At 36.6% G+C, this 18206-nt stretch carries 18 protein-coding genes; 9 read left to right on the forward strand and 9 right to left on the reverse strand.

Annotated elements, in window-relative coordinates; all coding sequences use genetic code 11:
* A complete protein-coding gene (fbaA, locus tag M0Q20_RS02250) occupies positions 1 to 1074 on the reverse strand; it encodes a class II fructose-bisphosphate aldolase (RefSeq protein ID WP_295058439.1) in 1074 nt (357 codons plus the stop codon).
* 115 nt (positions 1075 to 1189) lie between these two features.
* Here fbaA and M0Q20_RS02255 point away from each other — a divergent pair, with 115 nt between their 5' ends.
* The 8 genes from M0Q20_RS02255 to M0Q20_RS02290 all read left to right on the forward strand — a co-directional run bounded on the left by M0Q20_RS02255 (position 1190) and on the right by M0Q20_RS02290 (position 7515).
* Positions 1190 to 1831: a hypothetical protein gene (locus M0Q20_RS02255; RefSeq protein WP_295058441.1), complete on the forward strand. Its 642-nt coding sequence runs from the start codon at positions 1190 to 1192 to the stop codon at positions 1829 to 1831.
* Positions 1812 to 3485, forward strand: coding sequence for a flagellar assembly protein A (locus tag M0Q20_RS02260; protein WP_295058522.1), 1674 nt, complete (start codon positions 1812 to 1814; stop codon positions 3483 to 3485). The genes M0Q20_RS02255 and M0Q20_RS02260 overlap by 20 nt, the downstream gene beginning before the upstream one ends.
* Positions 3486 to 3704: 219 nt before the next feature.
* Positions 3705 to 3944, forward strand: a complete 240-nt coding sequence (locus M0Q20_RS02265; RefSeq protein ID WP_295058443.1) for an XRE family transcriptional regulator — start codon at positions 3705 to 3707, stop codon at positions 3942 to 3944.
* A gap of 4 nt (positions 3945 to 3948) precedes the next feature.
* Positions 3949 to 4182 (forward strand): hypothetical protein, encoded by a 234-nt coding sequence (locus M0Q20_RS02270; protein WP_295058445.1) that lies wholly within the window; start codon positions 3949 to 3951, stop codon positions 4180 to 4182.
* 95 nt (positions 4183 to 4277) lie between these two features.
* A complete protein-coding gene (locus M0Q20_RS02275; RefSeq protein WP_295058447.1) occupies positions 4278 to 4562 on the forward strand; it encodes an HU family DNA-binding protein in 285 nt (94 codons plus the stop codon).
* A gap of 165 nt (positions 4563 to 4727) precedes the next feature.
* On the forward strand, positions 4728 to 5261 hold the full coding sequence (locus M0Q20_RS02280) for a peptidylprolyl isomerase (protein WP_295058449.1): 534 nt from the start codon (positions 4728 to 4730) through the stop codon (positions 5259 to 5261).
* 84 nt (positions 5262 to 5345) lie between these two features.
* A complete protein-coding gene (locus tag M0Q20_RS02285) occupies positions 5346 to 6995 on the forward strand; it encodes an inorganic phosphate transporter (RefSeq protein WP_295058451.1) in 1650 nt (549 codons plus the stop codon).
* 22 nt (positions 6996 to 7017) lie between these two features.
* Entirely contained in the window at positions 7018 to 7515 is a 498-nt protein-coding gene (locus M0Q20_RS02290; RefSeq protein ID WP_295058453.1) for a redoxin domain-containing protein, read from the forward strand.
* Between the two features lie 29 nt (positions 7516 to 7544).
* Here M0Q20_RS02290 and M0Q20_RS02295 read toward each other — a convergent pair whose 3' ends face one another.
* The 8 genes from M0Q20_RS02295 to M0Q20_RS02330 form a co-directional block, all read right to left on the reverse strand.
* Positions 7545 to 10961, reverse strand: a complete 3417-nt coding sequence (locus M0Q20_RS02295) for a molybdopterin-dependent oxidoreductase (RefSeq protein WP_295058454.1) — start codon at positions 10959 to 10961, stop codon at positions 7545 to 7547.
* Positions 10962 to 10973: 12 nt separating this feature from the next.
* Entirely contained in the window at positions 10974 to 11876 is a 903-nt protein-coding gene (nrfD, locus tag M0Q20_RS02300) for an NrfD/PsrC family molybdoenzyme membrane anchor subunit (protein WP_295058456.1), read from the reverse strand.
* Positions 11876 to 12517: a 4Fe-4S dicluster domain-containing protein gene (locus tag M0Q20_RS02305; protein ID WP_295058458.1), complete on the reverse strand. Its 642-nt coding sequence runs from the start codon at positions 12515 to 12517 to the stop codon at positions 11876 to 11878. The genes nrfD and M0Q20_RS02305 overlap by 1 nt, the downstream gene beginning before the upstream one ends.
* A gap of 209 nt (positions 12518 to 12726) precedes the next feature.
* Positions 12727 to 14019: a histidinol dehydrogenase gene (gene hisD / locus M0Q20_RS02310; protein WP_295058460.1), complete on the reverse strand. Its 1293-nt coding sequence runs from the start codon at positions 14017 to 14019 to the stop codon at positions 12727 to 12729.
* A complete protein-coding gene (locus tag M0Q20_RS02315) occupies positions 14016 to 14438 on the reverse strand; it encodes a thioredoxin family protein (protein WP_295058462.1) in 423 nt (140 codons plus the stop codon). Before M0Q20_RS02315 ends, hisD begins: the two co-directional genes overlap by 4 nt.
* Positions 14431 to 14955 (reverse strand): shikimate kinase, encoded by a 525-nt coding sequence (locus M0Q20_RS02320; RefSeq protein WP_366933646.1) that lies wholly within the window; start codon positions 14953 to 14955, stop codon positions 14431 to 14433. The genes M0Q20_RS02315 and M0Q20_RS02320 overlap by 8 nt, the downstream gene beginning before the upstream one ends.
* A 28-nt stretch (positions 14956 to 14983) precedes the next feature.
* Entirely contained in the window at positions 14984 to 16288 is a 1305-nt protein-coding gene (locus M0Q20_RS02325) for a hypothetical protein (RefSeq protein ID WP_295058464.1), read from the reverse strand.
* 15 nt (positions 16289 to 16303) lie between these two features.
* Positions 16304 to 16744 (reverse strand): hemerythrin domain-containing protein, encoded by a 441-nt coding sequence (locus tag M0Q20_RS02330; RefSeq protein WP_295058466.1) that lies wholly within the window; start codon positions 16742 to 16744, stop codon positions 16304 to 16306.
* A 142-nt stretch (positions 16745 to 16886) separates the two neighbouring features.
* Here M0Q20_RS02330 and M0Q20_RS02335 point away from each other — a divergent pair, with 142 nt between their 5' ends.
* Complete coding sequence (locus tag M0Q20_RS02335) at positions 16887 to 18203, forward strand: S41 family peptidase (RefSeq protein ID WP_295058468.1); 1317 nt, start codon at positions 16887 to 16889, stop codon at positions 18201 to 18203.
* Positions 18204 to 18206 lie beyond the last annotated feature (3 nt).

The following is an 18206-nucleotide window of genomic DNA, read 5'->3' on the forward strand; positions in this document are numbered from 1 at the left end:
TTAATTTTTATCTATCGCATTAAGGTCAGAAAATGCGCTCTCAACTCTTTTTATCAAAGCAAGTTGTCCGGCTCTTAGCCATTTTCTCGGGTCATAGTAGTTTTTATTTGGTCTATCTTCGCCCTCTGGGTTTCCGATTTGCCCCTGAAGATACTCTCTGTTTTTTTCATAATACTCTTTAACACCGCTCCAAGTGGCCCACTGCGTGTCAGTATCAATATTCATCTTAATAACACCATAGCTTATCGCCTCACGTATATCCTCAAGACTTGAACCTGAGCCTCCATGAAATACGAAATTAACAGGTTTTTTATCAGTACCAAACTTTTCTTGAATATACTTTTGAGAGTTATCCAAAATTTTTGGAGTAAGTACTACATTTCCGGGTTTATAAACACCATGAACATTTCCAAACGATGCAGCTATTGTAAAGTGTGGCGAGACTTCACTTAGCTCTTTGTATGCATAAGCCACATCCTCTGGTTGGGTATAAAGCAGAGAGTTGTCAATGTTTGAGTTATCCACTCCATCCTCTTCTCCACCGGTAACACCAAGCTCTATCTCAATACTCATATCTATTTTACTCATTCTTTGTAGATATTTTTTGCTAATTGCAACATTCTCCTCTAAAGACTCTTCGGATAAATCTAACATGTGAGAGGAGTATAAAGGTTTCTTATGCGTTTTATAATATTTTTCACTCTCATCAAGGAGTGCGTCTATCCAAGGAAGAAGTTTTTTTGCCGCATGATCTGTATGGAGAATAACGGCAACACCGTAGCTCTCCGCCATCAAATGAACGTGGATTGCACCAGAGACGGCACCAGCAATTGCCGCTTTCTCACTCTCATTACTTAAACCTTTTCCTGCATAGTATGCCGCACCACCGTTACTAAACTGAATTATTACCGGAGATTTTACTTTTGCCGCAGCTTCAAGTATTGCATTTATAGAATCAGTACCGACAACATTAATTGCAGGAATAGCAAATCCGTTCTCCTTAGCATATTGATAAACTTTTTGCACATCATCACCAAACAGTACACCTGGCTTTACAATATCTAAAATACCCATTATTAAACTCTTTTTATAAAATTTGTTCTTAATTATATTATAGGCTTCATTTAAAATAACTTTTATAAAAACTTTATTATGATAAAATATCTAAAAAATTGATCGGGAATTCAAAATGAGATTAACAGTAGATGAATATTGTAGATACTTTAAGATGTCTAAAGAGATGGTCAACTCTAAGATAAAGATGAAAAAAATTAACTATATAATTGAAAATGGCAAGACATATATAATAGTAACAAAAGATTCGCTTCAAAGAGATAATCAAGAGGAAAACCAGACAGAAAAACCAAAAATAACAGTTGCAACAGTCTTAGCACTATACCAAAGAGAGAACAGTTTTTTAAAGAACAAAATCGTGCAGCTTGAGTCAAAGATAGATAAACTTATAGATGATAAAGAGCAGATGCTTCGAGCAGAGAGAGACAAGATAGAGAGTATCTACAGCTCAAAAGATGAGCAGTTAAAAAATATTTTAGAACTTGTTAACAAAAAAATGAAGTTTGAACGCGAAGCTGCTACCGTTCACGAAGTTGAGAGTTTTGAGCATCAAGAGAAGATAACAGCTCCTAAAAATCTGGAAGTAGTAGAACTAAAGGAGTATCTAAAGCTCTTAAATCTTAAATCAAATCAGAGAAAAGCTATAAAAAAACGATTTTTAGATGCATATGACAACGATATAAGAGTGATACATAAAGATGGAAAGCTCTATTTAGACTTTTCAAAATATGACTATAGTGATCTGCTTGCTTACTAAAAAATTTAAAACAAAAAATATTAGCGCTACTATAAATAAGTTTGCAGCAGAAAGCAACACTTCGCCCTTAGATCTCTCGTTTAATCTAAATGGTGTTGAAACATATATAAAAACAGTCTCTGATGATAGTTTTGTGCTCTATCCTAAGGATATCCACAACTATTTTACAGACCATGACAAGATGATTAACGAACATGTTAAAATCAAGCAGTTATATACTATAACAGTAACAGATACTCCAAAAAAAATAGTAAAATTAAATTACAATATAGAGTTCTCAAACAACAACATCTCCCCTGCGATAATTATACATCCAGACTCACAGATTTTATATAAAAAGTATAAACCAAAAGAGATATATATGCTTTTGCTAAAAGAGTTAAACAATATTAAAGCAATAAACAAAATTTTAATAAATATTTTTGATGAAGCTATGAAAAAGAAGCTAAAAGCTTTTGTTAAATATCTCTATGGCGGTAGATTTGTTAAAAAAGTTAGGATTCCTCTTTTTAGTGGGCTTGAACCTGAAATAAGAAGAAGCAGTAAGCTTGTTATGCGTTTTTTGCAAAAAGAGAGAACTCATCAGGTAATAGAAGTTGATGAGGGGGAGGTTTTAGTTGATTTTATAAAACCTATCTTTGGTAAAAACGGGATGAATGCATTTGGAGAGATAGTAAATAATATATATTTAAAAAATAGTGAAGACCTAAAGTGTCATGTAGATGAAAAAAGTATAGAGATTGTCGAAAATGATGATAAGAAAATTTACAAAAGCAGGCTAAAGGGATATGTTCACTTTGATGAAAACAACTTCTATGTAGATAATAAAATTAAAATGCGGCACCTATCCCGTGTTCAAGACTCTGTTGCAAAAGATGAAGCCAACAACATAGAGGTAATCATCTCTCAAAACGATACCTCCTTGGATAGTCTGGGAGAGGGTGTTGAACTTACATCTGAGACAATTCACATAAACGGACATGTCGGTGCAAAATCAAGCCTCAGAGCTGTAAATCTTATAATAGATGGTGCTACACATAAAGACTCAACGCAAGAGGCAAAGTTTGCTACGATAAATAGACACAAAGGCAGACTTAGATGTCACAGCGCAAAAATAGCTCTTCTAGAAGGCGGTGAAGTCCATGCTACAGATGTTGAGATAGAGAACTCTCTAGGCGGCACGGTTTATGCAGAGAACGTAACTATAGAGCATGTAAAGAGCAACCTTAAAGTTTATGCATCTAACTCCATTACTATAAAACGCGTAAGCGGAGAGGATAATCTATTTAAAATAAATTATAAAGATATTCCAACACTAAATAGCAGATACAATTTTGTAACAAAAGAGATGGAAGATTTAAAATATAAGCTTCAAGGAGCTCTAAAACACTCTCCAGCAGAAGTTCCTCAACTAAAAGAGAAAATTGATGAACTTAAAACCGAGCAAGATAAAATAGTAAACGGTGTAAAGCATGCAAAAATAAGCGTTAAAGAACCTTTTAGAGGCATAAATACTATAACTTTTATGCTCCTTAACGGTGAAGAGCTTACATACAAAACACAAGAGCAAGCATATGAGCCGTTTTACTTAATAGAGTCTGATAACTATATAACTCTTCACCCTACAAACAAAAAAATCGCCATAGAATCCTAAAATCACCTGCAACATCTTCCCAAAAAGCACTTCTTTTTAAATATCTATATACTTTTTTATGAAAATAATATACGTTTTTCCGTATATAATATCATTTTAATATACTTTGAACTTAGTTAAATAGTATTATATAACAATTTATATGTTTATAATATATATTTATATGTATTTATTTTATAATTAAATGTATATTTAAGTATTTAAACCGTACAATCTTTTATGCAAATTAACGACCTATTTAATATTCTTCATAACTCTTTAGAGTCTAAAAACAACGGCAAAAAAATATCCCTAAAAGATATGGCCGCTTCACTTGGAATATCTATGCGTACATATCAGGATTGGAAGCTAGGGCGTGCAAAGCCTCAAGCCGCTATAGCTGTTATGGAGATGTTAGGTAGATTAGAAGATGATGAGATCATTAGAGCTGTTAGAAAAATCAATAAACTAAAGGATTAAGATAATGAGTACACTGACAAAGCAAGAAAAAGATGCTCTAGAGGATGTGTTTTTATCTATTAACACAGAGAATAATAAGTATAAAAAGATAAAAGAATTATCCTCTTTTATTATAGCTGATGATATTAGCAGTGTTCTCTCAAAACTACTTAGGCGTGCAAAATTCGGACTAAAAAAGAGAAAAAATTCACATTTTTTATCACTTTCATATAAAAAGAAGAAATATTTAAGCAAATAAACTATAAAGTGTCTATAGCTGAATTACATAATTATAAAATTATATTTTAAAGTTATGTGGTTTCGGAAAATCTTTATAAATTCAAGGGTAGATTTATGAATAAAGCTCAATTCGTTGAACTAGTACAAGCAAGCGGTAATTACAAGACTAAAGTTGAAGCTGAAGCAGCTATCAGAGCATTTACAGATGCGGTTGCGTCTGCATTAGTAAAAAAAGAGGATGTTTCTCTTGTAGGATTTGGAAGCTTTAGTGCTTCACTACAAAAAGGTAAAAGTGGAAAAGTTCCTGGAACTGATAAAACTTATACTACAAAGGACAAGATGGTTCCTAAATTTAAAGCTGGTAAAGGTCTTAAAGACCGCGTTGCTGCTGGTAAATAAAACCTCTTATTTTGTCGCAATCCTTTTTGCGACAAAATTTCTTCTAATAATACTCTCCCTTATCTAAATATCTTTACGCTCTTCTATAAATATAACCAAACACGATAATTTCAAAATTTAAATAAAAATAGGTACAATTGCGTTGTATATTCATTAGGAGAAAAAATGAAAAAAATCATACTTACCATGCTTATGCTACTATCCATAAACCTAAATGCTGATAATAGTGAGCCACATGTTGTCTTAGAGACGACTCAGGGAGTAATTGAACTTAAACTATTTGCTGATATTGCTCCTTTGGCAGTAGAGAATTTCATAACACATGTAAAAAATGGTTACTATGACGGTGTTGTCTTTCACCGTATAATCAAAAATTTTATGATTCAAGGTGGAGACCCTACAGGAACAGGTAGAGGCGGAAGTAGCATATGGAACAAACCGTTTAAGGATGAGTACAAAGACAAAACCTTTTCTCATGCCGGGGTCTTAGCCATGGCAAATGCAGGACCAAATACCAATGGAAGTCAATTTTTCATTACAACAGTTCCGACTCCTTGGCTAAACGGCAGGCACACTATATTTGGTCAAGTCAGCACAGAATCATTTAGTGTAGTAAATAAGCTTCAAAATGTCAAAACATCAGCGGCAGACAGACCTGCTCAGGAGCAAAAAATCATAAAAGCATATATTAAAAAATAGTATAATCGCTACTAGATAAGCAGTATGTAATTAGTTTATAATTACTTTTGCAATATAATTGCACCAATAATAAAAAGGCATTTAATGGAAATTAGTACTGTTAGTAAAATTCAAAAAAAAGCACTCAAAAAAAGTGCTGCAGATTTTACAAGGCTTGGCTTTGCTCTATTTTTTATGATAGGAGTTTTGACATTTAGTTTTTTAAACAACGGCGGTGTATCTAACAACCTATTTCTTGCGGTAGCAGCATTAGTCGGTGCATATATGGCAATGAATATAGGTGCTAACGATGTTGCTAACAATGTAAGTCCTGCTGTCGGTGCAAAAGCACTTACACTTACAACAGCTATCATAATAGCTGCTATCTTTGAGACTGCAGGTGCGCTAATTGCCGGCGGTGACGTTGTTAAGACAATTAAAAATGGAATTATCGACCTCTCTGCTTTTGGTGGAAATGCAGATCCCTTTATCTGGGCTATGATGGCAGCTCTTCTCTCCGCAGCACTATGGTTAAACTTTGCAACAATGATGAGAGCTCCTGTCTCTACAACACATGCGATTGTGGGCGGCGTAATGGGTGCGGGAATTGCAGCAGCAGGGTTTAGTATTGTAAACTGGGCGACAATGGGTAGTATAGTCGCTTCATGGATTATCTCTCCTGTTTTAGGTGGAATAATTGCGGCAGGCTTTCTTTTTGCGATTAAAAAGTCAATTGTTTTTAAAGAGGATAAAATTAGTGCTGCTAAGACCTATGTTCCAATTTTTGTTGCTATTATGTCTTGGGCATTTGTTACATATATTATAATAAAGGGTGTAAAGCATATATGGGCAAAGATATTACAACTCCTCAACACTCTACCTTTGATATCATTAGAGATAACAGATAAGCCATCCTTTTTTACTGCATTTACTATTGGTTTAGTAGTGGCTATATTTGTTTATGTCATTGTAAAAAGAAGAGTCTCTTTTAATACAACTGCCCTACAAAACACAAGAGAATCGGTAAACACGCTTTTTACAATCCCACTTATTTTTGCGGCTGCTCTTCTTAGCTTTGCTCATGGTGCTAATGATGTTGCAAATGCAATCGGTCCTTTAGCTGCAATTAATGATGCAATTGTAAATGGCGGCGTCTCATCAGATGCCTCTATTCCACTTTGGGTTATGGGCGTGGGTGCTGTTGGAATATCTTTAGGTTTAGCACTCTATGGTCCCGGACTAATTAAAACCGTCGGCAGTGAAATAACAGATTTAGATCAAATAAGAGCCTTTTCAATAGCCATGGCAGCTTCGCTAACCGTTATTATTGCTTCACAATTAGGTTTGCCTGTAAGCTCTACGCACATTGCTATAGGTGGAGTATTTGGAGTTGGTTTTTTAAGAGAGTGGCTTTATGTTAAAGATGAAAATAATCACACAATCGAAGATGATATAGCAGCTATAGAAGATGAAAAACTTACAAAAAGTGCATATGAGTACGAGCTAAAAGAGTTAGAAGAAAAAGATGAAAAATCTCAAGCTAACTATACTAGAATTGCTGAACTATATAAGCTTATAGCAAATGAGAAAAAAATAATAAAATCAACAAAGAAGAGCATAAAAAAAGCTAGAAAAATTCAGTATGTAAAGAGAGACTCTTTCAACAAAATAGTTGCAGCATGGCTTATTACAGTACCGGCTGCCGCTATACTTGCGGGAATGCTATACTTTACAATAAGAGGAATTATGCTTTAAAATAGTAGATTAATGGATTTAAATGAAAAATAAGTTTATAAAATATGCCAAAGAGATAACTATTTTTCTTGTAGTTATGATTATCTTTGCCAATATTTTAAGTTTTTATAGAAGTGGTGCCGTAAGTAAAGAGCCTCTAGATTTAAACAGGGTTACTCTTCTTGGGGATATACCCTATGAGTTGCCTAAAAATGAGCCTATACTACTTCATTTTTGGGCCACATGGTGTCCTACATGTAAAGCTGAAGCACAAAACATTCAAACTATTTCACAAAATTACAATGTTTTAACTATTGCTCTTAAATCAGGAAGCGATGAGGAGATAAGAGATTACCTCAAGAGTCGCAATTTAGACTTTAATGTCGTTAATGACACTACCGGTCAAATTACTCAAAAATATTCTGTTTCTGTTTTTCCTACTACGATTATATATGATAGAAATAAAAATGAGTTTTTTAGTGATGTAGGCTATACAAGCACTTTTGGATTGTGGCTTAGAATGTGGTGGGTAAGTTTATAAGGTATAAGCCTCTTAATGAGGCTTATTACTTATTTTGTTATATTAACCGTATATGCCTCACGAGCTAGAGGCACCCAAGGACGCTTAATATGAAGAGGACGACGAAGAGTAGAGTTCTCATCTAATCCACGAGTTAGCTGATCTCTCCAACCTTCATAAATTTTAAAGTTATTGTCGTAGTTTACGAATATATCACCTATCTTATCACCGGCTTGAGCAGGCTCTAAAATAACCTTTTGGTGCCAGCAGTGCATACCTGAAATAGGGTCCGGATGTGCAGCAGCTACAGCATTTTGCCATGAACCGCTAAGCCCATCCCACCAAATATTTGCACTATCTTTATTGTAGTCTGCAAATCTTTTGGTTTTAAACGCTTTGATACCCTCAACATATTTGAGTTTACCGATTTTTCCATCCATCTGAAGTTCAGCAGTCGGAACACCAAAACTATTTAAGCCGCTTGTTCCATCATAATCTTCAATCTTAATTTGAGCACCATCTTTTCCGACGTTTTCCGGCGAGTGTGCCAAAAATTTAGGATCATTCATATTTCTAGTAACTGGCTGCGAATCTACTTTGCCGTCTGTTACACCGTTTGGAACAGATACGGAGTTTACAAGCTTCCAGCGACCACCATGGTGTGAACATGCTAATGTTCCGGGTAAAACACCCTCTGTTGGAACTGCCATAGCCACAAAGTAACCGGACTCTAATCCGGTTACGCTATCTACAATCCTAACACGTATAGCATCGCCACGTTTAAATCCTTGACGCTTAGCATCTGGAGTTGAGATCCAGATTGGGTCATGGTTTTGCGAAATCTCCATTAAATGTTTAGAGTTTGCAGAACGAGTATGAATATTGTATGGCAATCTAAATACAGTATTTAAAGCATAAGAGTTTTTCTCCGTCATGTAAGAGTGATTTACATGTGAGAGAATATGAGGCATCTCTTTCTTCTCGTCCTCATTTCGTGGATAGAAAGGAATAGCGTATTCAGGCCACTTCCAATCATCTGCAAGCCACTCACAGAAGAAGTCAAGTTTCTTATCTAGAGTTGCAAACCCTTCCATCTTTTTACCGTCAATCTCTATGCCGATAGCTTTTGTCTTACCATGGCTCTTAGCAGTCATAACACCTGTTCTTTTGTTTATAGTTACATCTTTTTTGTCATACTTATGACCATGTGAAATATAGTTTTTACCGTCATCTTTAATCTCACGCTCTTGTGCTGAGTAGATATGATTCTCCTCCATCCAAGCACCGTGATCCCTCATATACTCATATACAGGATACTCTGAGTTTTTATATCTCTCATCTGCAGTTGCAGTTGCTTTTAGATTTGGAAGATTATCGCCAAATGCAGCATCATACCACTCAGCGATTGTAACCGGTCTTCCTGGGTTCTTTTTAGACTCCCACATAGATTTGATTGTCTTGGTTTTTGATTCATCTAAATATAGCTCACCTTTTGGATCTATATAATTTACACACATATCAAACCAGAACTCATTCTCTTCCCAAACTTCTCCAAGACCCGCTTTTATATGCGCTTCTAGAGTTGCACGGTTAGGATTTTTAGGCTTCCAGCCGGCTTTTTCAAGCGCAACTCTCATAACAGGTTGACGGAAAGATGTCCAACGTGCAGGCATTGTAGCCTCTGAGTGCTGATCATGTCTCTCCCCTGCAAGACCCACAGGTAGAATATAATCAACATACCAGTTTGTCTCAGACCATACCGGAGAGAGATTCATGGTAAGTTCCATTTTGGATTCATCTTTGATAGTATCAATCCATCTAAACCCATCCGGATTAATCCATACAGGATTGTACATACGAGGAATCCAAACTGCAAGTTTTTGTGGAACGCTAAATCCTTTATCTATCCACTTTTTCTGCCATTTTTTATCAGAAAGAAGGTGAGGTAGAAGGTAAGAGAGCTCATAAGTTGACAGTGGCCATTCAGGCGGCCAAGAAAGCTCATTGTAGGCATTAATTCTTGGAACTTCTGCTCCACGTTTACCTTGACCGACTGTTGAACTTCCACCTTTTCCGCCGACAGATATAACATGCCAGTGGTGAAAAAATGTACCGCCCTCAGGTCCGATAGCCCCGCGAAGAGCAAGCGATAAATAACCTGTACGTCCGCTCATCCATCCACCACGATTTCCTGCAGCTGTTGCTCTCCAGAAGTATGTAGAGATAGAAGTTCCTGCCCAGATAAACATATCGTAAAGTTTCTCTAGCTTATAAGCGGGAACATGTGTCTCTTTTACTGCATAATCCAATGTAAATGGAGAGTAAAGTTCTTTTAGAACATCTAAGAATGTATCAAAATCATCACCAGATGGAACTTTAGAGATATATCCCTTGCTAACCATAAACTCCAAATACTTTTTATTATCTAGCATAACTTCCCAGTTTAGCCACTTCTTAACAAACTCTTTATTTACCGTGCCTTCATTTAGCATTCTTTGAGCAAGATAGAGATATACAACAGGCTCAGTACCCGGCCACGCTGCAATCCAGAGATCTGCCATACCTGCAGAGTTAGAGAGGCGAGGATCCATAACTACCATCTTTGCACCCTTAGCTCTAGCATCTGCAATAAATGAAGCAGACTGCTGGAAGTAGTGTCCTGCATCTGCGGCATGTGATGAGTTTAGAAATATAAGTTTTGCATTTGCCCAATCCGGAGAAGTTCTATCGTCATTTGCCCACTGAATAGTAGGAGTACGACCATTTGACGAACAGATGTTTGTATGTGAGTTAAAGCAGTCTTGCCCTATTGTAGACCATACTTGCCCCGTAAATCCATTTTCGTTTGGACGACCGACGTGGAACATACATGATTTTTTAGATAATTCATCACCTACCTTAATAGCATCATGCATCTTATTACCTATAGTAGTCATAGCCTCGTCCCAAGTAGTACGAATCCACTTACCTTCACCACGAGCAGAACCCGGAGCACGCTTAAGCGGGAATGCTATACGATCTGGATCATACATCTGCGATTGTGTTGCATAACCTTTAGCACAGTTACGTCCACGAGAAGCGGGATGAAGAGGACTACCCATATATTTTTTAACTGTAAATGTTTTTTTATCAATCCATGCCGTCAAACCACATGAAGCTTCACAGTTTGAACATGCCGTAGGTACTATCATGTAGTCATTAACTTCAATACCTTCAGGATTTGAAGCACTTCTTACACCATGGCGATCTATACCGCCTCTTTTCCAATCATCTCCATCTAGCTCTTTAAAATCATCCCACTCACTCATTGGAGGGTAAAATGATAGAGAGTCCGGAGTATTTGTAAACTTGCTCTCAGTGATTGAATCTGCTATAGCATCAGCCGTAAATACACCTTTTGCAATTGAGACGCCCGCTACAGTAAATGCGGCGCCTTTTAAAAATGTTCTTCTACTTTGTAAATACATTAAATATTCTCCCTAACTCATTGGTAATAATTGTGGAATCATTAGCCATACATGCTTAACTATTGCAAGACCGACTAACGCTAAAATAGCTGCAAGCTTTAAAATACTCTCACTTTTGCTAACTCTGCTTAAAAGGATAAATAGCATCGGTAAAAGATATGCCATCCACTGACCTAGCCAGAACATAACCGTATATGGTCCGTCACCTTTAATGTAGCCGATAACTGCTGCTATCTCCTCTGCTTTCATTGCTCCAAAGATATACTCTGACATATAGATTATAAATGCCATTAAAGCACTTAGACCTAAAACAACTCCAAGAGTGTTTTTTGCTTCACTAGAGAGCTTGTTTCCTCCAAGAAGAATCATAGTTGCCGAACCCGCTAGAAGTGCTGCTAATATCATCTGAGCCGACTCTGCCGGCATCTGCCACAATTCACGAGCTGTACATTGAGCCATTAATGCAGCCGTATAAAGAGTTACCGGTATTGCAAGAATAGTGCTCCATAGCAGTACTTTGTCATATGTTTCATTGTTTTTCTTATATGCAAGAAATACAAGTAGAGTCAAAAGACCCAAAAATGCTGAAGCCATAAATGAACCCCAAGCAATTGCCGAAGACCAGCTAGAGTAAACAAATATGTGCCACATTCTAAATGGTTGATGCAAGTCTGCAAGCGTAAAGAGCAAGAAGATATTGATAAAAATAAACGCAACTATAGCAGTCGGCAACCTTAAATTTTTAACCGAATCTGGATACATTCTAAGAAGCATAAAGAGCATAAATATAACACCGGTACCAATACTTTTTGCCCACATATTTACCGTAACTAACCAAGGCCAAACTATGCCTGGGATTCCTACATCTAGAGTAACCACAGCATTAGTTGCTGCTAATATTTCATGTGCCGCCATTAGTGGTGTCCTCCTACAGGCATTTTAGATGTTATTTTACCAAATAAGTCATGACCTTCAGGACGGAACGATGCAAGTGGGTTAAGAGAGACATTACCGCCATTTACATAGTAGTGATGAGGATTAGTCCCTTTTTCAGGCTTACGTACTTGAACGTTACTTTGATTTGCTTGTATATACTTAGAGATATTTGAAGTCGGATCATCTAAGTCACCAAAAATATTTGCTTGAACAGGACAAGCAACAACACAAGCCGGCATCATAGATGAAGCAACACGGTGCGCACAATATGTACATTTGTCGGCAGTTTGTGTTTGAGGATCAATGTAAATTGCTCCATATGGACAAGCCATTACACAACCCGCACAACCGATACAGCGCTCTTTATCAATATTTACGATACCGTTATCTAAATAGTGAAGTGCACTAACCGGACAAATTCTCTCACATGGTGCATTTTCACAATGGTTACATCTAAGTGGAGTAAATGTTCTTTTTGTCTCAGGAAATGTTCCCACATCTACATACTTAACACGAAGTCTCCATGTACTAAGTGGAACTTCATTTTCCACCTTACATGCGATTTCACACCCTTTACATCCCATACACAGATGTAAATCAACTAGGAAGCCTAATTGCATATATTCTCCTTCTAGCCTAATCTATTAGACAAATGTTAGATTTATAACTACAGTTAATCTTTGAATAAAAAACCCTTATTTTAAAAAACGGAAGTTCTTACTACGAGTATACTATCTATATAAAGCTTAAATTAGTTATAAAAATGTGATAATTTTATAATATTTTCTATTATTGGGAATATTTGAAAAACAGAGAGCTGGGTAGTGCTTTAGCTCTTAAGCCTTACCCTGACTGACTCCTCATGTGCAGTCAATCCTTCTGTATTTGCAATTAATGCGCATTCAGAGCCTATCTCGTTTATAGCTTTTTGGCTAAAATAGATAATTGAAGATTTTTTCATAAAGTTCTCTACTCCAAGCGGAGAGTAGAACTTTGCTGTTCCGCCTGTCGGAAGAGTATGGTTTGGACCTGCAATATAGTCGCCTATCGCTTCTGGGGTGTTATGTCCCAAGAAAATTGCTCCCGCGTGTTTTATACTTGGTAGCAACTCAAAAGGAGATGTTGTCGCAACTTCTAAATGTTCCGGTGCTATCTCATTCATAAGAGCAACTGCTTCTTGCATGTCACTCGTTACAATAATTGCCCCGCGCTTCTCTATCGACTCTCTTGCAATCTCTTGACGAGGGAGTTTTTTTAACCAAGTCTCTAGCTCAATCTTAACCTCATCCGCTAATTTTTGCGACGGAGTTATTAGGATTGAACTTGCCATCTCGTCATGCTCTGCTTGAGAGAGCATATCGATTGCCATATGTGAAGGATTTGCGCTATCATCCGCCAAAATTCCAATCTCACTCGGACCTGCAATCATGTCAATGTTGACCTCGCCAAAAACCATCTTTTTTGCAGTCGCTACAAATATGTTGCCCGGTCCCGTAATTACATCAACTTTGGGAATAGTTTGTGTACCATACGCCATTGCGGCTATTGCACTCGCACCGCCTACTTTATATACTTCGCTAACTCCACACAGGTGACAAGCGGCAAGCAGAAGTTCATTTGGTTCGTTTTGTGGTGTCGGTGTACATATGACTATATTTTTTACTCCGGCAACTTGAGCAGGAATTACATTCATGAGAAGTGATGAGGGATAAGCCGCTTTTCCTCCCGGGATATAAAGCCCTGCACTATCAACAGCTGTAGCCTTTTGACCCAAAATAGTTCCATTCTCTTCAGTGTCAAACCAAGATTTGGGCTTCTGCTTTTCATGGTAACTTTTTATTCTCTCATATGCCAAATGCAAGGAGTCCTTTAACTTATTGTCAATATTGTTATACGCTTTTTCCATAGCCTCAACAGATATTTTCAAATCTTCATCACTCTTTGGAGTCCAGTTGTCAAATTTGACAATATGGCGTTTTAGTGCATCGTTTTTCTCATCTCTTATTTCGCTGATAATATTTCCGACAATAACACTTACCGACTCTATATCCATCTTGCCTCTTTTTAGAAGCTCGTCAAAATCTGCTTTAAAACTACTGCTTTTTGAATTTGTAAAAATCATTTTTTTTCTATTTCCTTATTAAACTCTTCCTCAACAATAGAGAGAGCTTTTAAAAAATTCTCTGCATTCATCGCACCCATTAGCGGCTCATACATAGGCTCGCCGTTTGGCATTAAAAACCAGATAGCCGGAGTTCCCGGTCTCCATAGCTCTGTCGGTAGATAGTCGTTTTCATCGCTATAAGATATGACCGATACGAAATTTTTATTGAGCTCCTCTATTACTTTTGCATCTTTAAATGTAGTATTATCCAAAATTACACAATATTTACAAGCGTGGCTTGATGAGACAAAAAGAATCGGCTTTGTACTCTGTTGCGCAACCTTAATCCCTTCATGATAATCCTTCATCCACTTTATCTCCGATGCAAAGAGATTAATCAATATACCTAGTACCAAAAATATAAAAATTTTACGCATACTCTTTTACCTTTTTTAGAAGTTCCTTAGCACACTCAAGCGCACTCTTATTAGTTACGTCAATTGTAATATCTGCAACAGCCATATACTCGGGTAAGCGCTCATTATATAGCTCTTTTGCCCTGCTTAAATCATTTAACAACGGTCTTTTTTTAAGTTTTTTTGACGCATTTGGATGAGTTTTTATCCGTTTTAGTATTTTATCAAAAGGTGAGTTTAAAAAAACAACAATCCCTATCTCTTTTAAGTTCTCTTGCTTATAAAATCCGCCGCCGGTTGAGATAAGGGTGTTATTAACACTATTTTCTAGCCACACAGAAACCTTTTTTTCAAGCTTTCTAAAATACTCTTCGCCGCTTTGTTCAAAGATTTTTTTAACGGTTCTATTCTCCATACTCTCTATCAAATCATCGGTATCTACTGATATATAATTAGATATTTTTACAACCTCACGAGCAACGCTACCCTTGCCAACACCCATGAAGCCTATTAATATAATATTTCTATGACTCGGCACTATGTATCTCCTTGCATTTTAATTATTATCACTTCTGCTGTTGTGTTGTAGCTGCAAACATGCTCATGTCAAAATCAGGTTTGGTCTTGATTGTTTTGAGATATATCAAAACAGGACTGATGACATTGTACTCTAATATTAACATACTGATAATAAAAGCAATAGCAGATAGTGACAGAAGGTATGGTGCAAAAAATGAGACAACAAAGCCTATAAGAGAGATTATAAAGAGCACAAATTGCGCTGTTGCAAGCCTCTTGTTTATCATCTCATTCATTGTAGGGATACTCATATATCCCTTTGCATTAAGATGAAACCAGACTAAAAACGGAACTATTTTGTATAACATACCCGTCATAATGGAGAGTATAAACCCTCCGCCTATCATAACAGAGACTATCACTATATACTCAGAGTTGAAAAAATCGTTTATAACCCATGAGAAAGCACCCAAAGTCATAAAAACAGAAGCGCTCCTCCAGTACCAGATTGTTATGTCACTAACTTTTCTACGGCGTGTATTTAGTTTAATATGCACGGTTGTAGCAAATGCCCAAAAAAATGTAATAATCCAAATTTTTGCAACAATTGCGTATGAATCTAAAAAAAGATTTAAAACCATCCAAAAGAGGAGTCCTAAGCTTATGAGCAGAACAACTCTCTGCTTACAAAATCGCTTAAACTTCGGTGCTACATAAAACATAGGCAGTATATGAAAAGCGACTCCGATAATCAAAATTCCGGCAAAACCGAAAATTGCCCAAACACTATGAGTATTTGCAAAAAAGAGATGAGACTCAGAAAAATTTCCAACTCCGTAAGATGCTAAGAGGTGAACTCCAATTAATGTAATTAAAAGGGCAAAAATAAGAGAGGTAATCATAGCCTTTATGCTTGGAGTAAAATTTATAACGTTTTTTAGGGCAAGCAGCATAGAGATTATAGTAATTAAAAAACCGCCTCCAAGCAGAGCAGATGCGGCAAATATCAATATTTGAATGTTTAGCCAGAGTCCAAATATCATAGATAAAACACCGCTTAGCAGAAATGTATATGAGAGCCTAGAGACAAAATCCACTTTTGCAATTTTAACTCCGGCTAAGACCGGTAACATCTGAGTAAGCGCTCCAAACATTACAAAACTTAAAAAGCCGATAGTTATAGCATGCGTTATTACGATTGCTTCTATGGAGTGCCTGCTCGCCAAAGACGCAGCATCACTAAAGAGTATTAAAACTCCGGCTAAGATTGCAAAAAGAGGTGCTGTTAAAAAAAATCTAATCGGTGCCGATATCGGTGGCGCTTGATCTACAGATAGTCCGTTAAAATCCAAATCTATATCTCTTCTTTACTCTACAATCATAGAGTTCATCATATCTACGATACGCTCAGAGTCTGCACTTAGATGCTGCTGTGCCATGGTGTAGAGCATCTGCTCCTCTTTCATGTTGTGTTGCTGCATTAAAATCATCAACGTTTCGCTGCTTCCAAAAAATTTATCTTTATCTTTATCATCTATTGCTTCTCCCATGTCCGAGATTAGATTTCTCATCTGCGCGTGTTCATGTCTCATCATAGCAGTCGGCCCTTGCGTCATTCCCGTTTTTTGCTCAAACTCTAAAAACATAACACGCTCTTCCATCTGAAAGTGTCTCTCTGTCGCATTAGCAAACTCTTCATATGCCTCTTTTGCACTCTGTATATCTTTTGTTACTGCATCTTCCATGCTTGCAAACAGCTCATCACAACGACCATGGTCTGTGCTTAAATACTCTTTTATACTGCTCATTGTTTTTATGCCTTATTTAATTAAATTTTCGTATTATATTAAAAGTAATTTAAATAAAAATTACTATATATCAATTTCATTCAAGTTGTTATTTAAACAGCTTTTTACTATAATGTCCTTTTTACTTCATATAGGAAAAATAATGAAAAATAAAAAACTACTTACCCTTGGTTTTGCCTCTGTAACGGTTGCCTTGGCTCTACTGTTTTCAACAAATCTTTTTGCTTCTGACGCGGAGAAAACGAAAAGCAAAGAGGCGTCTAGGCTTGAATCTTTAGCAAAATTTACAAAAGTCATAAGCATTGTCGAGCAGTATAATGTAGATGACATAACTATTGAAGAGCTAATGGATAAAGCACTTGAGGGAATGATGAGCAACTTAGATGCCCACTCAAACTACTTAACACAAAAAGATTATAAAAATTTAAAAGTTCAAACAAACGGCGAGTTTGGCGGTCTTGGCATTACAGTCGGAATCAGAGACGGTGCACTTACCGTAATTGCTCCTATTGAAGGCACTCCGGCTGACAAAGCAGGCATAGAAGCCGGAGATATTATTTTAAAAATAAATAAAGAATCAACTCTTAACATGACAATCGATGAAGCCGTTTCTATCATGAGAGGAAAAGTCGGTACTCCTATTGAGCTAATGGTTGTAAGAGAGGGTGAGAGCAAGCCTCTGACAATTAAAATAGTAAGAGGAATCATCACTATTGAGTCGGTATATGCAAAATCTATAGGCAATGACATACAGTATATACGCGTAACAAGCTTTGATAAGAAAGTTGATGAAGAGATTTCAAAAGCTATCAAGAAAAGAAAATCATCAACAAAAGGTATTGTTCTTGACTTAAGAAACAATCCCGGCGGACTTCTTGATCAAGCTGTCGGACTCGTAGATATGTTTGTTGATGAAGGAGACATAGTTTCTCAAAAAGGTAGAAACAAGGCAGATGATGAGATATACTCTGCAAAAAGCTCAAATACCTTAACGGATGTCCCTTTAGTTGTCCTTGTAAATGGAGGAAGTGCGAGTGCTAGTGAGATTGTAAGCGGGTCGCTTCAAGATCATAAGCGAGCTATTGTAGTAGGTCAAAACACCTTTGGAAAGGGAAGCGTTCAGGTGGTACTTCCTATAACGGAAGAGGAAGCTATTAAACTTACAATTGCAAGATACTACCTTCCAAGCGGACGAACAATTCAAGCTCTTGGAGTAAAGCCTGATATAGAGGTATTTCCAGGTGAAGCAACGGTAAATAAAAATGAATTTGCTATAAAAGAGGCTGACTTAAAGAAACACCTAGAAGAAGAACTAGAAAAAGTTGACGGTAAAAAAGAGGAGAAAGAGACTCAAAAAGACTCAAAATACATCATAACTGATGAGATGATAAATAAAGACATGCAACTAAAAGTCGGTGTTGATATTTTAAAAGCATTAATTATTACAAAAGGATTATAAAAA

This window comes from Sulfurimonas sp., assembly GCF_023229025.1.
Classification (GTDB): Bacteria; Campylobacterota; Campylobacteria; order Campylobacterales; family Sulfurimonadaceae; genus Sulfurimonas.

Coding starts and splice junctions, on each gene's coding strand:
- fbaA (WP_295058439.1), bottom strand. CDS start 1,074: ATGGGTATTTTAGATATTGTAAAGCCAGGTGTACTGTTTGGTGATGAT.
- M0Q20_RS02255 (WP_295058441.1), top strand. CDS start 1,190: ATGAGATTAACAGTAGATGAATATTGTAGATACTTTAAGATGTCTAAA.
- M0Q20_RS02265 (WP_295058443.1), top strand. CDS start 3,705: ATGCAAATTAACGACCTATTTAATATTCTTCATAACTCTTTAGAGTCT.
- M0Q20_RS02270 (WP_295058445.1), top strand. CDS start 3,949: ATGAGTACACTGACAAAGCAAGAAAAAGATGCTCTAGAGGATGTGTTT.
- M0Q20_RS02275 (WP_295058447.1), top strand. CDS start 4,278: ATGAATAAAGCTCAATTCGTTGAACTAGTACAAGCAAGCGGTAATTAC.
- M0Q20_RS02280 (WP_295058449.1), top strand. CDS start 4,728: ATGAAAAAAATCATACTTACCATGCTTATGCTACTATCCATAAACCTA.
- M0Q20_RS02285 (WP_295058451.1), top strand. CDS start 5,346: ATGGAAATTAGTACTGTTAGTAAAATTCAAAAAAAAGCACTCAAAAAA.
- M0Q20_RS02290 (WP_295058453.1), top strand. CDS start 7,018: ATGAAAAATAAGTTTATAAAATATGCCAAAGAGATAACTATTTTTCTT.
- M0Q20_RS02295 (WP_295058454.1), bottom strand. CDS start 10,961: ATGTATTTACAAAGTAGAAGAACATTTTTAAAAGGCGCCGCATTTACT.
- nrfD (WP_295058456.1), bottom strand. CDS start 11,876: ATGGCGGCACATGAAATATTAGCAGCAACTAATGCTGTGGTTACTCTA.
- M0Q20_RS02305 (WP_295058458.1), bottom strand. CDS start 12,517: ATGCAATTAGGCTTCCTAGTTGATTTACATCTGTGTATGGGATGTAAA.
- hisD (WP_295058460.1), bottom strand. CDS start 14,019: ATGATTTTTACAAATTCAAAAAGCAGTAGTTTTAAAGCAGATTTTGAC.
- M0Q20_RS02315 (WP_295058462.1), bottom strand. CDS start 14,438: ATGCGTAAAATTTTTATATTTTTGGTACTAGGTATATTGATTAATCTC.
- M0Q20_RS02330 (WP_295058466.1), bottom strand. CDS start 16,744: ATGAGCAGTATAAAAGAGTATTTAAGCACAGACCATGGTCGTTGTGAT.
- M0Q20_RS02335 (WP_295058468.1), top strand. CDS start 16,887: ATGAAAAATAAAAAACTACTTACCCTTGGTTTTGCCTCTGTAACGGTT.